The 14,966-nt window shown below is 40.8% G+C and carries 12 protein-coding genes; 8 read left to right on the top strand and 4 right to left on the bottom strand.

What is annotated here, in order from left to right; genetic code table 11:
- Positions 1-34: 34 nt before the first annotated feature.
- The 3 genes from rpoD to rpsU all read right to left on the bottom strand — a co-directional run bounded on the left by rpoD (position 35) and on the right by rpsU (position 4,106).
- Positions 35-1,909 carry an RNA polymerase sigma factor RpoD gene (gene rpoD / locus A3EO_RS0104510; RefSeq protein WP_018346202.1) on the bottom strand — a complete coding sequence of 625 codons (1,875 nt, stop codon included), beginning with the start codon at positions 1,907-1,909 and terminating at the stop codon, positions 35-37.
- Between the two features lie 50 nt (positions 1,910-1,959).
- The gene (dnaG, locus tag A3EO_RS0104505; RefSeq protein WP_018346201.1) at positions 1,960-3,750 is read right to left on the bottom strand and encodes a DNA primase; all 1,791 of its coding nucleotides are present in this window, start codon (positions 3,748-3,750) and stop codon (positions 1,960-1,962) included.
- Positions 3,751-3,890: 140 nt separating this feature from the next.
- Positions 3,891-4,106: a 30S ribosomal protein S21 gene (gene rpsU / locus A3EO_RS0104500; protein ID WP_013745715.1), complete on the bottom strand. Its 216-nt coding sequence runs from the start codon at positions 4,104-4,106 to the stop codon at positions 3,891-3,893.
- 202 nt (positions 4,107-4,308) lie between these two features.
- Here rpsU and tsaD point away from each other — a divergent pair, with 202 nt between their 5' ends.
- Positions 4,309-5,328, top strand: coding sequence for a tRNA (adenosine(37)-N6)-threonylcarbamoyltransferase complex transferase subunit TsaD (gene tsaD / locus A3EO_RS0104495; protein WP_018346200.1), 1,020 nt, complete (start codon positions 4,309-4,311; stop codon positions 5,326-5,328).
- Positions 5,329-5,370: 42 nt separating this feature from the next.
- Here the strand turns inward: tsaD and A3EO_RS0104490 are convergent, their stop codons facing one another.
- On the bottom strand, positions 5,371-7,278 hold the full coding sequence (locus tag A3EO_RS0104490) for an ABC transporter ATP-binding protein (protein WP_018346199.1): 1,908 nt from the start codon (positions 7,276-7,278) through the stop codon (positions 5,371-5,373).
- Positions 7,279-7,330: 52 nt separating this feature from the next.
- Between A3EO_RS0104490 and A3EO_RS0104485 the strand changes: the two genes are divergently transcribed.
- From A3EO_RS0104485 to murI, 7 genes are all read left to right on the top strand, one after another.
- Positions 7,331-7,960 (top strand): MarC family protein, encoded by a 630-nt coding sequence (locus A3EO_RS0104485; RefSeq protein WP_018346198.1) that lies wholly within the window; start codon positions 7,331-7,333, stop codon positions 7,958-7,960.
- An 83-nt stretch (positions 7,961-8,043) separates the two neighbouring features.
- Positions 8,044-8,673, top strand: a complete 630-nt coding sequence (gene gmk, locus A3EO_RS0104480; protein ID WP_018346197.1) for a guanylate kinase — start codon at positions 8,044-8,046, stop codon at positions 8,671-8,673.
- A 63-nt stretch (positions 8,674-8,736) separates the two neighbouring features.
- The gene (gene rpoZ, locus A3EO_RS0104475) at positions 8,737-9,009 is read left to right on the top strand and encodes a DNA-directed RNA polymerase subunit omega (RefSeq protein WP_013745710.1); all 273 of its coding nucleotides are present in this window, start codon (positions 8,737-8,739) and stop codon (positions 9,007-9,009) included.
- Between the two features lie 36 nt (positions 9,010-9,045).
- A complete protein-coding gene (spoT, locus tag A3EO_RS0104470; protein WP_018346196.1) occupies positions 9,046-11,184 on the top strand; it encodes a bifunctional GTP diphosphokinase/guanosine-3',5'-bis pyrophosphate 3'-pyrophosphohydrolase in 2,139 nt (712 codons plus the stop codon).
- A complete protein-coding gene (gene recG, locus A3EO_RS0104465; RefSeq protein ID WP_018346195.1) occupies positions 11,184-13,268 on the top strand; it encodes an ATP-dependent DNA helicase RecG in 2,085 nt (694 codons plus the stop codon). Before spoT ends, recG begins: the two co-directional genes overlap by 1 nt.
- Positions 13,261-13,776, top strand: coding sequence for a chorismate--pyruvate lyase family protein (locus A3EO_RS0104460; protein WP_018346194.1), 516 nt, complete (start codon positions 13,261-13,263; stop codon positions 13,774-13,776). The genes recG and A3EO_RS0104460 overlap by 8 nt, the downstream gene beginning before the upstream one ends.
- A gap of 144 nt (positions 13,777-13,920) precedes the next feature.
- Positions 13,921-14,709, top strand: coding sequence for a glutamate racemase (murI, locus tag A3EO_RS0104455; protein WP_018346193.1), 789 nt, complete (start codon positions 13,921-13,923; stop codon positions 14,707-14,709).
- Positions 14,710-14,966: the final 257 nt, after the last annotated feature.

The following is a 14,966-nucleotide window of genomic DNA, read 5'->3' as shown; positions in this document are numbered from 1 at the left end:
GTGTTAAAACCGATCTTTCCAATTAAGCGTTTTGTTATTCGTCTAAGAAACTGCGCAAGGTTTCGGAACGACTAGGATGGCGCAATTTACGCAAGGCTTTGGCTTCAATCTGACGAATACGTTCACGAGTAACATCAAATTGTTTACCCACTTCTTCCAAAGTGTGATCCGTATTCATATCAATACCGAAACGCATTCTAAGCACTTTCGCTTCACGTGGTGTTAAACCTTCCAAAACTTCGTGGGTTGCCACTTTCAGACTTTGAGCAGTTGCGGAATCCAATGGTAATTCCAAGGTATTGTCTTCAATAAAATCACCTAAATGTGAATCATCGTCATCGCCGATCGGGGTTTCCATTGAAATCGGCTCTTTAGCGATTTTCAACACTTTGCGGATTTTATCTTCCGGCATTCCCATTCGTTCAGCCAACTCTTCCGGAGAGGCTTCACGCCCCATTTCCTGCAACATTTGACGAGAAATTCGATTTAATTTATTAATCGTTTCGATCATATGTACCGGAATACGAATAGTACGAGCCTGATCCGCTATTGAACGTGTAATTGCCTGACGAATCCACCAAGTTGCATAGGTGGAGAATTTATAACCACGACGATATTCAAATTTATCTACCGCTTTCATCAAACCTATATTACCTTCCTGAATTAAATCAAGGAATTGCAATCCACGGTTGGTATATTTTTTGGCAATGGAAATTACTAAACGCAAGTTAGCCTCAACCATTTCTTTCTTAGCCCGACGAGCTTTAAGTTCACCTTGCGAAATTTTTTCACCGATTTGGCGGATTTGTGTAATGGTTAAACCGCTTTCCTGTTCAATTACTTTCAATAATGCAATTGCTTGACGGATACCGTCTTCGTAATCCTTTAATTTTTCCGACCAATTTTTGCCGGCAGCTAATGCTTTTTCAATCCAAGCATCATTTGTTTCGTGTCCGATAAAGGCTTTTTGGAAAGTGCCTTTCGGCATTTTGGCATATTCAACCGCTAAACGTTGGATTTGGCGCTCTTGGGTACGAATACGTTTCATCATATCCCGCATTGATAATACTAAAATATCGAATTGTTTCGGTACTAATCGGAATTGTTGAAAAATTTCTGAAAGCGCATTAATTTGATCTTTTGCTTTTTTATTGCCACGACCGTGTTTATCAATTGCAGCGACAGTTTTGTGATGTTGCTCTTTTAATGCAGCAAATTTTTCACGTGCCATTTCAGGATCGATGCTGTTATCTGAATCATTGTCTGAACTGCTGTTGGCATCGCTATCACTGTCTTCGTCATCATCGCTTTCATCGAGATCATCGCTGGAAATATTGTCATCGTCTTCTCCTTCTCCGGAATCATCACTCATAAATTTTGAGTAATCTTCGGTATCTACTGCATTTGGATCGACAAAACCGGTAATAAGATCGGAAAGACGAACTTCACCTTTTTCAACAAGATCATATTGCGCTAATAAATGATCCAGAGCTTGTGGATATTCCGCAACTGCACATTGAACTTCGTTAATTCCTTCCTCAATGCGTTTCGCAATATCAATTTCGCCTTCTCGGGTTAGCAATTCTACGCTTCCCATTTCACGCATATACATACGCACCGGGTCGGTGGTTCTACCAATTTCAGATTCCACGCTGGAAAGCACTTGTGTTGCTTCCTCTACCGCATCTTCATCGGTAACATTTTCGTTCAACATAAGATCATCGGCATCCGGGGCTGATTCAAGCACTTGAATCCCCATATCGTTGATCATTTGAATGATGTCTTCTATTTGATCGGCATCAACGAGGTCTTCCGGTAAACTATCATTAACCTCGGCATAGGTGAGATAACCTTGTTCTTTGCCCTGTGCAATTAATTGTTTTAACTGAGATTGTGGATTTTGATCCATATTTTGACATCCAATAATTGTTGATTAGCAGAAATCATTCTTCATAATCATTATGAAGAATAGACCGGAACTAGCAAATTTCGACTGTTTGCCAGCAGTTCTATCAGTTCTTTTTTTTCATCGAGCGATAAAGAATCTGTACGATCTTTCGCTTTTAACGTTTCAATACGTTTTTCCATTACTTTGGAATGCAAGTGTTTTAGATTACCATAAAAAGTAGCTTCGATGTTATCATCTTTTATTAAATGATCCCACATTGCTAATTTTTCAAGGATTTTTTGCTCTTTTTTTCCACGCCAAAATTCCAGCAGCTGACCGGTTGTAATGCCGCTTTTGTTGGCACAAATCTGATAAATTTCAAGGAACAATGCCAACCCGGGCAGATTTAAATCATACAGCACCTGTGGATTGCTTAATAAGATGCGTGTGATTTGTTTATCGGCGAGCTCCGGATTTTGCACCAACAATGCAATAAGTAGCCGCATTGGCGTAGATCGTAGGCGTTCTTCTTTTTCTTTGGCTTTATGCTCTGAAATAAGCGCCGGCAGTATTTTTTCAAGCTGTATACTGTCTACAATACCCAGTTTTTGCCCCAAAGTGTTGCGTAGATAAAGACGTAATGTTTCACCGGGAACCTGGTTGATTAACGGCACAGCTAATGCAGCTAATTTGCTGCGACCATCTTTATTGCTTAAATCTACTTGGGCTAACAGATGTTGAAATAAGAAATCGCTCATCGGCTGAGCCTTGTTGAGAAATTGTTCAAATTGCGCTTTGCCGATTTGGCGAATAAAAGTGTCTGGATCTTCATTATCCGGCAAAAAGATAAATTTAAGCTGTCTACCGTCATAAAGGTGAGGCAAGGCATTTTCTAATGCGCGCCAAGCGGCACTTCTACCGGCATTATCGCCATCGTAACAACAGATAATCTGTTCGGTAGCACGGAAAGCGATTTGAATTTGTTCTCCAGTGGTTGCGGTGCCTAGTGAAGCAACTGCATTGGTAACGCCGAATTGAGCTAAGGCAACAACATCCATATAGCCTTCGACAATAAGTAAGTATTCCGGATTATCATTCTGTTGTAATGCTTCGTATAGCCCATACAATTCATTGCCCTTATGGTAAGTGGCCATTTCCGGAGAGTTTAAATATTTAGGTTTTTCATCGCCTAAAACGCGACCGCCGAAAGCGATGGTTCTGCCACGACGATCTCGGATTGGAAACATAATACGCTGGCGAAAACGGTCATAAAAGTTACCGTAATCAGATTTTGTCACCATACCGGTATCCACCAGCTTTTGACGTTCTTCCGCTGTTTTACCGAAATGATTTAAAACTGAATTCGTATTGGTTGAAAAACCGATAGCAAAGCGTTGGATAATTTCTGCCGATAGCCCACGTTGTTGAAGATAAGCCTGTGCCGGCAGAGATTGGGTCAGTTGTTGTTGATAAAATTGCGCAATATCGTGCATTAACTGATGCAAATCACGCTTGCTTCTATAATTGGCACTATTGTTGGTATTATATTGCCCATTGCTCTCTTCTCTTGGAACTTCTACCCCTTGTAATGATGCCAGCTCTTCAATAGCTTCAACAAAATCCATTTTGTCATATTCCATTAAAAAGGTAATGACATTCCCGTGAGCGCCGCAACCGAAACAGTGGTAAAACTGTTTTTTAGGGCTAACGGAAAAAGAAGGCGTTTTCTCATTATGGAATGGGCAGCAGGCTTGGTAATTTTGCCCGGCTTTTTTGAGTTTTACACGAGAGTTAATAATATCAACGATGTTGGTACGAGCTAAGAGTTCATCAATAAAAGTGCGTGGAATTAGTCCTTTCATTTTCGACACTCCTCATATGGCAAAGAGATTTGCTGTTACAGCGTTGAAATAATTATGGGCTATAAAATAAAGAACAACCGTGTTTCAACAAGAAACACGGTTTAAAATATAATTCGTTTAAAGCTAAATCAAAGAATGAATTAATATAAACGAGTATGACGTGCGTTTTCACGTGCTAATTTTTTAGCGTGACGTTTCGCAGCAGATGCTTTTTCGCGTTTACGAATAGTAGTTGGTTTTTCGTAGAATTCACGGCTACGAACTTCTGCTAAGATTCCTGCTTTTTCGCAAGAACGTTTGAAACGACGTAATGCAACGTCAAATGATTCATTTTCACGAACTTTAATTACAGGCATGAGCCAATCACCTCAATGAAATTTATACATATTTATGGTTATACAAGATAACCTTTACTCAATAAAGGTCGCAATTTTAATCTATTTCCATACGAAAAGTAAAGCGCTTATTTCGTGATTAGCAACCGACAAACTAGAGAAATTAATGAAAAAAGCGTAAAATGCCGGGCAATTTTTTGAAAGGTATAGCGAAGAAAGATAGATGAAAGTTTTAGGAATAGAAAGCTCCTGCGATGAAACCGGGGTCGCTATTTATGATGAAGAGAAAGGATTAATCGCCAATCAGCTCTATACGCAAATCAGCTTACACGCTGATTATGGCGGCGTTGTGCCGGAATTGGCTTCTCGCGATCATATTCGGAAGACAGCACCTTTAATTCAGGCAGCGTTGCAAGAGGCAGATTTACAGCCTGAAGATATTGATGGCGTAGCCTATACCACAGGGCCGGGGTTGGCTGGTGCGTTGTTAGTGGGCGCAATGATCGCTCGCTCATTGGCGTATGCTTGGAATGTGCCGGCATTGGGTGTGCATCATATGGAAGGACATTTGCTTGCACCGATGTTGGAAGAGCGGGTTCCCGAATTTCCTTTTTTGGCATTGTTGGTGTCAGGTGGGCATACCCAGTTAATTCAAGTCAATGGTATTGGTGATTATCAATTATTGGGTGAATCAATAGATGATGCCGCAGGTGAAGCATTTGACAAAACAGCAAAATTGCTCGGTTTGGATTATCCGGGCGGTGCGGCATTGTCACGATTGGCAGAGCAGGGTAACCCAAATCGTTTTGTGTTTCCACGACCAATGACAGATCGTCCGGGGTTGGATTTTAGTTTCTCCGGGTTGAAAACGTTTGCCGCAAATACCGTAGCACAATATCCGCAAGATCAACAGACACGTTGTGATATTGCGTATGCCTTCCAAGCAGCGGTGGTGGATACATTGGCAATTAAGTGTCAACGTGCCTTGACTCAAACCGGTTTGAAACGTCTGGTCATTGCCGGTGGTGTGAGTGCAAATAAACAGTTGCGTCAACGTTTAGCCGCATTAATGAAAAAATTAGGCGGAGAAGTGTTTTATCCAGCGCCTCAATTCTGCACCGATAATGGCGCAATGATCGCCTATGCCGGTTTTTTACGCTTAAAAGCAGGTGAGCAGACCGGATTGGCGGTTGAAGTGCGTCCTCGTTGGAAAATGAGTGACTTGCCGAAGATTGCTAACTAAATGCAATGATGGGCATGAGAATGCCCATCTTTACACCGAAAACTATCCTTCCAACTGAAAATTTTCTAATAATTCCTGTTGCGTCAACCAATCATTTTCGACCTGTTCGAGCTTTTTCTTTAATTCTGCCTGATCTGCTAATAATGTTGTTAATTTTTCTTTATTTTCAGCAAGATAAAGGTCGTTATCCGCTAATTGCGTTTCTATTTGTGCCAGTGTTGTGGAATATTGCTGCATACTTTTTTCAAGCTGTTGAAGTGCTTTTCTAATCGGCGCTGTTTTTTCGCGTAATTCCGCTTCACGCCGTTTTTGTTCCTTTCGTTGAAGAAATTCATTTTCCTTATTAGTTTCGGAAGTCACCATTTGCTGATCAGGATCCGATTCTAATGTTAACAGCCATTTTTGATAATCTTCCAAATCGCCGTCAAATGCTTCAACTTTTTTATCGTGTACCAAATAGAATTCACTGACAGTATTGCGTAGCAAATGGCGATCGTGCGATACCACCACTAACGAGCCTTCGTAATCCATTAATGCTTCAGTAAGTGCTTGACGCATATCCAAATCCAAATGGTTGGTCGGTTCATCAAGCAGCAACAAATTCGGTCGTTGCCACACAATTAATGCCAAAACCAAACGTGCTTTTTCACCACCGGAAAAAGAAGCGATGGCCTGTTTGACTTTATCGCCGTGAAAAGCAAAACCACCGAGATAATCCCTCAATTCCTGTTCCGTTTTGGTCGGTGCTAAACGTTGTAAATGCCATAAAGGACTCTCTTCAGCGCGTAAAATATCGAGTTGATGCTGGGCGAAATAACCGAGCTGTACACCTTTAGCTAATTGCACAACACCTGATTGCGGTGCAAGTTCTCCGGCTAATAATTTAATCAGAGTCGATTTCCCGGCACCGTTTTTCCCTAATAAGCCGATGCGTGAACCGGGCACTAAATTCAGTTTAATCTGCTGTAAAACCAGATGTTCGCCATAACCGGCACTCACTTTTTCCATTGATAACAATGGATTAGGCAGATATTCCGGTTGTGGAAAATGGAATGAAAATGGATTGTCGATATGAGCCGGAGCGATTTTTTCCATTCGTTCCAGTGCTTTAATTCGGCTTTGTGCCTGCTTAGCTTTGGTGGCTTTTGCTTTAAAGCGATCAATAAATTTTTGCAGATGTGCAATTTTTTGTTGCTGTTGTTGGTAGAGTGCATTCTGTTGGGCAAGTTTTGAAGCACGCATTATTTCAAAATTTGAATAATTTCCAGTGTATTCAAATAGTTGGTGTTGTTCTATATGGATAACTTTATTAATGATCGGATCGAGAAAATCGCGATCGTGAGAAATTAAAACTAATGTGCCTGAATAACTTTTCAGCCAACTTTCCAGCCAAATAACGGCATCTAAATCCAAATGGTTGGTCGGTTCATCAAGTAGGAGTAAATCTGAACGGCAAAGCAGCGCTTGAGCCAAATTCAGACGCATTCGCCAACCACCGGAAAATGATTTTACCGGCAGACTGAGCTGTGATTCTTCAAAACCTAAGCCGTGCAACAATGTAGAAGCGCGGGATTGAATAGTCCAAGCATCGATAGCATCCAGTTGAGAATGAATAGCGGCAATGCGATAACCATCATTTTGCTGATTGGCAATAGCTAATTGTTGTTGTAATTGTGTATATTCACGATCACCCTGAATGGTATAATCCAAAGCAGAAATTTCCAATGCCGGCGTTTCCTGGTTAACCCAACTGATTTGCCAGCTATTCGGATAGGTGACATCGCCTTGTTCGGGGAGTAATTCGCCTTTGATCAGTGAAAATAGCGAAGATTTCCCACACCCGTTTTTGCCGACAAGTCCGACTTTCTGACCGGGTGTGATGGTGGCATTGGCGTTTTCTAATAATGTTGTAATTCCGCGTTTAAGGGTCAAATTTGTAAAAATTAACATTTTTCGATATGCTCTTGATAAATTTTATTATTTTTCAGTTTAGGATGGCCGAATGTTTGATTCTTTTTTAGTACAGTTTGTTGTTTTATGGGCCGTAATCGATCCTATCGGCTCAGTTCCTGTGTATCTTACCAAAACTATCGGGCTGTCGGCGACAGATCGAAAGAAAATAGCAAGAAATGCGGTACTCATTGCGACAGGAATTTTGTTTTTCTTTTTGATTACAGGCCAATTTTTATTGGAGGCGATGCAAATTCCTTTAACGGCATTTCAGGTTGCCGGCGGCTTGGTGCTGTTACTTTTTGCGTTAACGATGGTGTTTAGTGAAGGCAAAGCGGAACAGGAGATGCGTTTGTCTTCAAATATCAATGAATTAGCGGTTTATCCATTGGGAGTGCCGTCCATTGCTTCGCCCGGTGCAATGATGGCGATTGTGTTATTAACCGATAACCATCGTTTCAGTTTTGCGGATCAGATTGTAACGGCAGCCATTATGGCGTTAGTGCTGTTGATTACCTATTTATTATTGATAGCCGCAAATAGGATTCAACGTCTAATCGGTACAACCGGTGCCGCGATTATTAGTCGCGTGATGGGCTTGATTTTGGCGGCAATTGCGGTCAACCATATTTTAAGTGGCATTAAAGCCTTTTTTATTGAAGTGATTCCAACTGTTACATAATTGTTAAAAAATAAAGCAAAAAAGAGACGTTTTATTGATAAAGGTGATAAGATAACGTTCTTTGCCAGGATAGAGAAATTTTTATGCCATTAGGAAATTTATATATTGTATCTGCGCCGAGCGGTGCAGGGAAATCTTCGCTAATTTCTGCACTATTGCAGCAACAGCCAAGCTATGAAATGCAGGTTTCCATTTCGCATACTACGCGTCAACCGCGTCCGAATGAGGAGCATGGAAAACATTATTATTTTGTTGATCATAAAGAATTCGAGCGATTAATTGCGGAAGATGCTTTTTTAGAATATGCGGAAGTCTTCGGAAATTATTACGGTACTTCATTGCCGATGATTGAGCGTTCATTAAAACAAGGGATTGATGTTTTTTTGGATATTGATTGGCAAGGCGCTCAGCAGGTGAGAAAAAAAGTACCGGCGGCAAAAAGTATTTTTATCCTACCGCCGTCACTGCAAGAATTAGAACGAAGATTGGTTGGTCGCGGTCAGGATTCGAATGAAGTGATTGCTGCAAGAATGAAAAAAGCGATCAATGAAATCAGTCATTATGATGAATATGATTATTTAATTATTAATGATGATTTTGATCAGGCATTGAGTGAAATTAAGGTGATTTTAAAAGCGGAAAAATTGCGGGTTGAACGACAAGTGCAACGCCATCAATTATTAATTTCACAACTACTGGCGAAATCGGAATAGCTTTAGTATTATACGTAACCTTTTTATTGGTTGAATAGTAAACAATTATTTTTGGAGAAAAGTATGGCACGCGTAACTGTACAAGATGCAGTAGAAAAAATTGGTAACCGTTTTGATTTAATTCTGACCGCCGCTCGTCGCGCGCGCGAGTTACAACTTCACGTCCGTGAGCCGTTGGTTCCGGAAGAAAATGATAAACCGACTGTTATTGCATTGCGTGAAATTGAAAAAGGATTGATCAATAACGATATTATGGATGCTCAAGAACGCCACGATGCGTTAGAACAGGAACACGCTGAATTACAAGCGGTCTCTTTGTTGGCAGACGTGGAATAATCACTATCTATTAAATTTATTGCCGAAGAACGAGTTATGTATTTATTTGAGAGTTTACATACAATAATTAAAAGTTATTTACCCGATGATCAAATTGAGTTGGTTAAACGTGCATTTGTGATTGCTCGTGATGCCCACGAAGGGCAAACTCGTTCCAGCGGCGAACCTTATATTACCCATCCGGTTGCAGTGGCTTCCATTATTGCCGAAATGAGATTGGATCACGAAGCAGTAATGGCGGCACTATTGCACGATGTGATTGAAGATACGCCTTATACAGAAGAAGAATTAACCGCAGAGTTTGGTAAAAGCGTGGCGGAAATTGTTGAGGGGGTATCTAAATTAGATAAATTAAAATTTAGAACTCGCAAAGAGGCGGAAGCTGAAAACTTTCGTAAAATGATTTTAGCAATGACGCAGGATATTCGCGTCATTCTGATCAAATTGGCAGACCGAACCCATAATATGCGAACACTTGGAGCTTTGCGTCCGGATAAACGTCGCCGTATTGCGAAGGAAACATTAGAAATTTATAGTCCGTTAGCACACCGTTTAGGTATTGAGCATATTAAGAACGAGTTGGAAGATTTAGGTTTTGAGGCATTGCATCCTCATCGCTATCAAGTTTTGCAAAAAGTTATCCAAAATGCGCGCGGTAATCGTAAAGAGATGATTCAACGTATTACGAATGAAATTAAAGGGCGTTTGGATGATGTCGGAATTCCTGCTCGCGTGTTCGGACGCGAAAAACATCTCTATTCCATTTATCAAAAAATGAAAATGAAAGAACAGCGTTTTCATTCGATTATGGATATTTATGCCTTTCGCGCCGTTGTTTCGGATGTGGACACCTGTTATCGCGTGTTAGGGCAAATGCACAGTTTGTATAAACCGCGTCCGGGTCGTGTTAAAGATTACATTGCTGTGCCGAAAGCGAACGGCTATCAATCGTTGCATACCTCAATGATCGGACCGCACGGGGTGCCGGTTGAAGTGCAGATTCGTACTGAAGATATGGATCAGATGGCGGAAATGGGGGTAGCGGCGCATTGGATTTATAAACAAGGCGGTAAGAATGATAGTACCACCGTGCAAATTCGAGCGCAGCGTTGGTTGCAAAGTTTGATCGAATTGCAACAAAGCGCCGGCAATTCATTTGAATTTATTGAGAATGTGAAGTCGGATCTTTTCCCTGATGAAATTTATGTTTTCACTCCTAAAGGTCGTATTGTGGAATTGCCGGCAGGCGCAACGCCGGTTGATTTTGCTTATGCGGTGCATACCGATATCGGTCAAACCTGTATCGGTGCAAGAGTCGATCGTCAGCCTTACGCGCTTTCTCAAGCACTGAAATCCGGTCAAACTGTAGAAATTATTACCGCACCTTCGGCTCGCCCTAGTGCAACTTGGCTAAATTTTGTGGTCACTGCAAAGGCACGATCAAAAATTCGCCAAACATTGAAGTCTTTGCGTCGTGACGAAGCCATTATGCTTGGTAAACGACAATTATTCCACGCCTTGTCACCAACGAAACTGGAAGATATTGACAGCAATAATATTTCAGCATTGTTGGCAGAATTAAAATTGAACAGCTTGGATGATTTATTGGCGGAAATCGGTTTAGGCAATCAAATCAGTGTAGTTATTGCCCATCGTTTATTAGGCGAGAAATTAGAAATTGATACCGACGGTGATTTGAGCAATAACACTTATAAAGAGACTGAGAGTGGGGTTTTAATTAAAGGTGTTGATGGTTTGTTGATTAACTTCGCAAAATGTTGCCATCCAATTCCGGGTGATCCGATTGTGGCTTATGTTAGTCCGGGTAAAGGATTGGTGATTCATCACGAATATTGCGCCAATATCAGACATCGTGAAGAAAATGCGGATCACTATATGCCGGTAGAGTGGGAAAAGAGCGAAAACAGCGTTGAGTTTGAAGCGGAATTACGCATTGAAATGTTAAATCAACACGGTGCTTTTGCGAATTTAACTTCAGTGATTACTTCTGCCGGTAGCAATATTCAAAGTATCTGGACAGAAGAACGAGATGGGCGCGTTTATCAGGTCTTTGTTGTACTGACAGCGAAAGATAAAACGCACTTGGCTGCAATTATTCGAAAAATCAGCGCAGTATCCGGTGTTGTTGAAGTTTTCCGTAACATTAATGAATAATGCAAGCAGAAACGTTACTTGATCATTTGCCTCTTACTGTTCTTTCCGGTGTTGGTGCGGCAATGTCGGAAAGATTATCTCGTTTAGGAATCCATTCCGTTCAAGATCTCTTATTTCATTTTCCATTGCGTTACGAAGATCGCACTCATATTACTCCAATTATTGATTTGCGTCCGGATAGTTATGCCACGATCGAGGGCATTGTGCAGACGTGTGAAGTTCAGTTTGGTCGCCGACCGATGTTAACGGTTTCCCTTTCTGACGGCTCATCAAAAATTATGTTGCGTTTTTTTAATTTTAATGCCGGAATGAAGAACTGTTTTTCGAGTGGAGCCAGAGTAAAGGCATTCGGGGAAATCCGACGTGGGCGATTTATGGCAGAAATGCACCATCCGGAATATCGTATTATTCACCATAATGAGCCTTTGACCTTAGATGAAAACCTCACGCCGATTTACCCTTCAACGGAAGGACTAAAACAAGCATCTTGGCGAAAATTGACGGATCAAGCATTGGCATTATTGGATAAAGCCACTATTAAAGAGCTGCTCCCCACAGAATTTAATCCTAGTGGCTATGATTTGAAAAGTGCAGTGCAGTTTTTACATCGACCGCCGGTGGGTACCTTATCTGAAGTGTTGGAAAAAGGGGAACATCCGGCACAACAGCGTTTAGCATTTGAAGAGCTGTTAGCACATAACTTAGCAATGCAAAAAAGTAAGCAAGATGCACAACAGAGCTCAGCGATTGCGTTACGTTATCAGAGCAATATCAAGCAACAATTCTTGGCAACGTTGCCATTTACCCCAACAAAAGCACAATTACGAGTAGTAGAAGAGATTGAGCAGGATCTGCAACGATCTCAACCGATGATGCGTTTAATTCAAGGCGATGTTGGTTCTGGAAAAACGTTAGTGGCATTATTGGCTTCTTTAGTGGCGTTGGATAATCAGCAACAGGTGGCGATTATGGCGCCAACGGAAATTCTTGCAGAACAGCATTTGCATAATTTTTCTCATTGGCTGGAACCGTTTGGCATTAAGGTCGGTTGGTTGGCAGGTAAGGTAAAAGGTAAAAAACGACAGCAGTCATTGGCACAGATTCAATGTGGTGAAACGCAAGTGGTTATTGGCACGCATGCTTTATTTCAGGAGCAAGTGGAGTTTCATTCGTTAGCGTTGGTGATCATTGATGAACAGCACCGTTTCGGCGTTGAACAGCGGTTATTATTGCGTGAAAAAGGCGCAAAAAATGGATTGTATCCGCATCAACTGATTATGACGGCGACACCAATTCCTCGTACCTTAGCAATGACGGTATATGCTGATTTGGATGTTTCTGTTATTGATGAGTTACCACCCGGCAGAACGCCGATAAAAACTGTAGCGATTGCGGAAGATCGGAGAGATGAATTGGTTCAGCGCGTGTTTCACGCTTGTACTGTGGATAAACGGCAAGTTTATTGGGTTTGTACATTAATTGATGAGTCTGAAGTGTTGGAGGCGCAAGCAGCCGAAGCATTGGCGGAGGATTTGTGCAAAGCATTACCAATGCTTAAAATCGGTTTGGTTCACGGCAGAATGAAACCACAGGAAAAACAGGATGTAATGGCTATTTTTAAGGCTGGTGAAATTGATGTGTTGGTGGCAACCACTGTCATTGAAGTCGGTGTAGATGTGCCGAATGCCAGTTTGATGATTATTGAGAATGCGGAAAGACTAGGATTATCTCAACTTCATCAATTACGCGGACGTGTCGGTCGAGGGCAGATTGAGTCTTTTTGTGTCCTACTTTATAAAGCGCCGTTGGGCAAAATTTCCCGTCAACGATTGGATATTATGCGTAGCAGCAATGATGGTTTTGTCATTGCAGAAAAAGATTTAGAAATCAGAGGTCCAGGAGAAGTGTTGGGTGTTAAACAGACAGGTGTGGCAGAGTTTAAAGTGGCGAATTTAGTGCGCAACAGGCGTTTACTACCGGCAGTGCAACGGTGTGCAAATCAGTTAATGCAAATAAATTCGCCCAATATAGAGCAATTAATCCATCGCTGGTTGGATCAAAAGATAGAATATTCCAATGCATAATTATTCTTTATATCGTCAATACTTACGAGAAATGCAATGGCAATCTGATTTCTCAGAATTAAAGCCAATGCATCGAAATTGGCTATCGCTACAAAATTCATTAACAGCAGCATTAAAACAGAAATGTAATGAATTCAAAGTGTTACCTCTATTTGAAGGTTGGATTATGACCGCACAAGAGGAGCAGACCGGATTTCATTGTGATGATGATCAATGTTGGTTGAGAGAAGTTGTGTTAAGTGGAGATGGGCAAGAATGGATTTTTGCTAGAACATTTATCCCGAAACGTACCTTCGCATTTTATAGTGAGGAAATTTTCCGATTAGGGGAAATGCCATTGGGAGCTTGGCTATTTCAACAAAATGTACAGCGGACTGAAATAAAATGGGGAGAGAATCATCAGCATTATGCTCGTTGTTCAACATTGAGTTTACAGCATCATCCTTTTTTTGTGAGTGAACTTTTCCTAAAAGATTTTTGGCGAAAACTTAAACATCCGAATGTTTAAGAGAAATCTGTTTATTGGTTGAATCAGTCTATTTTATGTCGGATAATTCTTCCATTTCCTTTCAAATGTCATTTGTCGCGAAGTTATTTTGATAAAATTAATTAAAGCGCAACAAATCACAAATTTATAAAAATTATCTAAATTATGACAAAAAATCCAACAATTCTATTTTTTGATTCCGGTGTCGGCGGATTAAGTGTCTACCGTGAAGTGAAAGCATTATTACCCAATTATCATTATCTTTATTGCTTGGATAATGCTTGTTTTCCCTATTCAGAAAAACCGGGAAAACTGCTGGAACAACGATGTGTTGAAATTTGCCAAAAAATTGCCGCAAACCAACAAATTGACTTGATTGTTATTGCTTGTAATACTGCCAGCACAATAGTTTTGCCGGCAATGAGAGCAGCTTTTAATTGTCCAATTGTAGGCACTGTTCCTGCAATTAAACCGGCAGCAGAAAAAACGCAAACGAAAGTGATAGGTTTACTGGCAACAAAAGGTACGATTACACGCCCTTATGTGGATGATTTAATTCAACAATATGCCAAAAATTGCGAGGTGAAACGTTTAGGTTCAACTGAACTGGTTGAAATAGCGGAGCAGAAATTGCACGGTAAGAAAATTGATCATCTTGCCATTATGAGAGCGGTTGCCGAATGGCGTTATGAATATGAAATGGATACGGTGGTGTTAGGTTGCACTCATTTCCCTTTGTTAAAAGCAGAATTGAAGGCTTGCCTACCACAAGTTTCTTTTTTTATTGATTCCGGAAAGGCGATAGCGCGTCGAGTACAATCGTTACTTCCATCACAGACAACGACCAGTAATGATGAGCAAATTGCTTATTGCACAGCACCTTTTGATGATGCTAATGATGTCAAAAAAATGTTTTGTGATTGGGGGTTTAAACAATTGGAGATTTTGAAGTAAAGTTGTTAGGGATTATTTTTGAGCGATAATGCTTCAAAATAGATAAAAAATAATCAAAGAGTTAAAAAATTAAAAAAATCTGCAAAAAAGACTTGCACAAGGTTTTGAAATGCCTATAATACGCCTCCGCAACGACGCTGAAGTGTGAAGTTAAAAAGAAAGCGTCGTTTTTTGTTCTTTAAAAAACTATCAGACAATCTGTGTGGGCATTCGTAGATAACAAATTGAGTGACTCAATAGAATTCAGGGATTGGTTA

This window comes from Gallibacterium anatis DSM 16844 = F 149 (genome assembly GCF_000379785.1).
Taxonomy (GTDB): Bacteria; Pseudomonadota; Gammaproteobacteria; order Enterobacterales; family Pasteurellaceae; genus Gallibacterium; species Gallibacterium anatis.
This window is presented reverse-complemented; position numbering and strand designations above follow the sequence as displayed.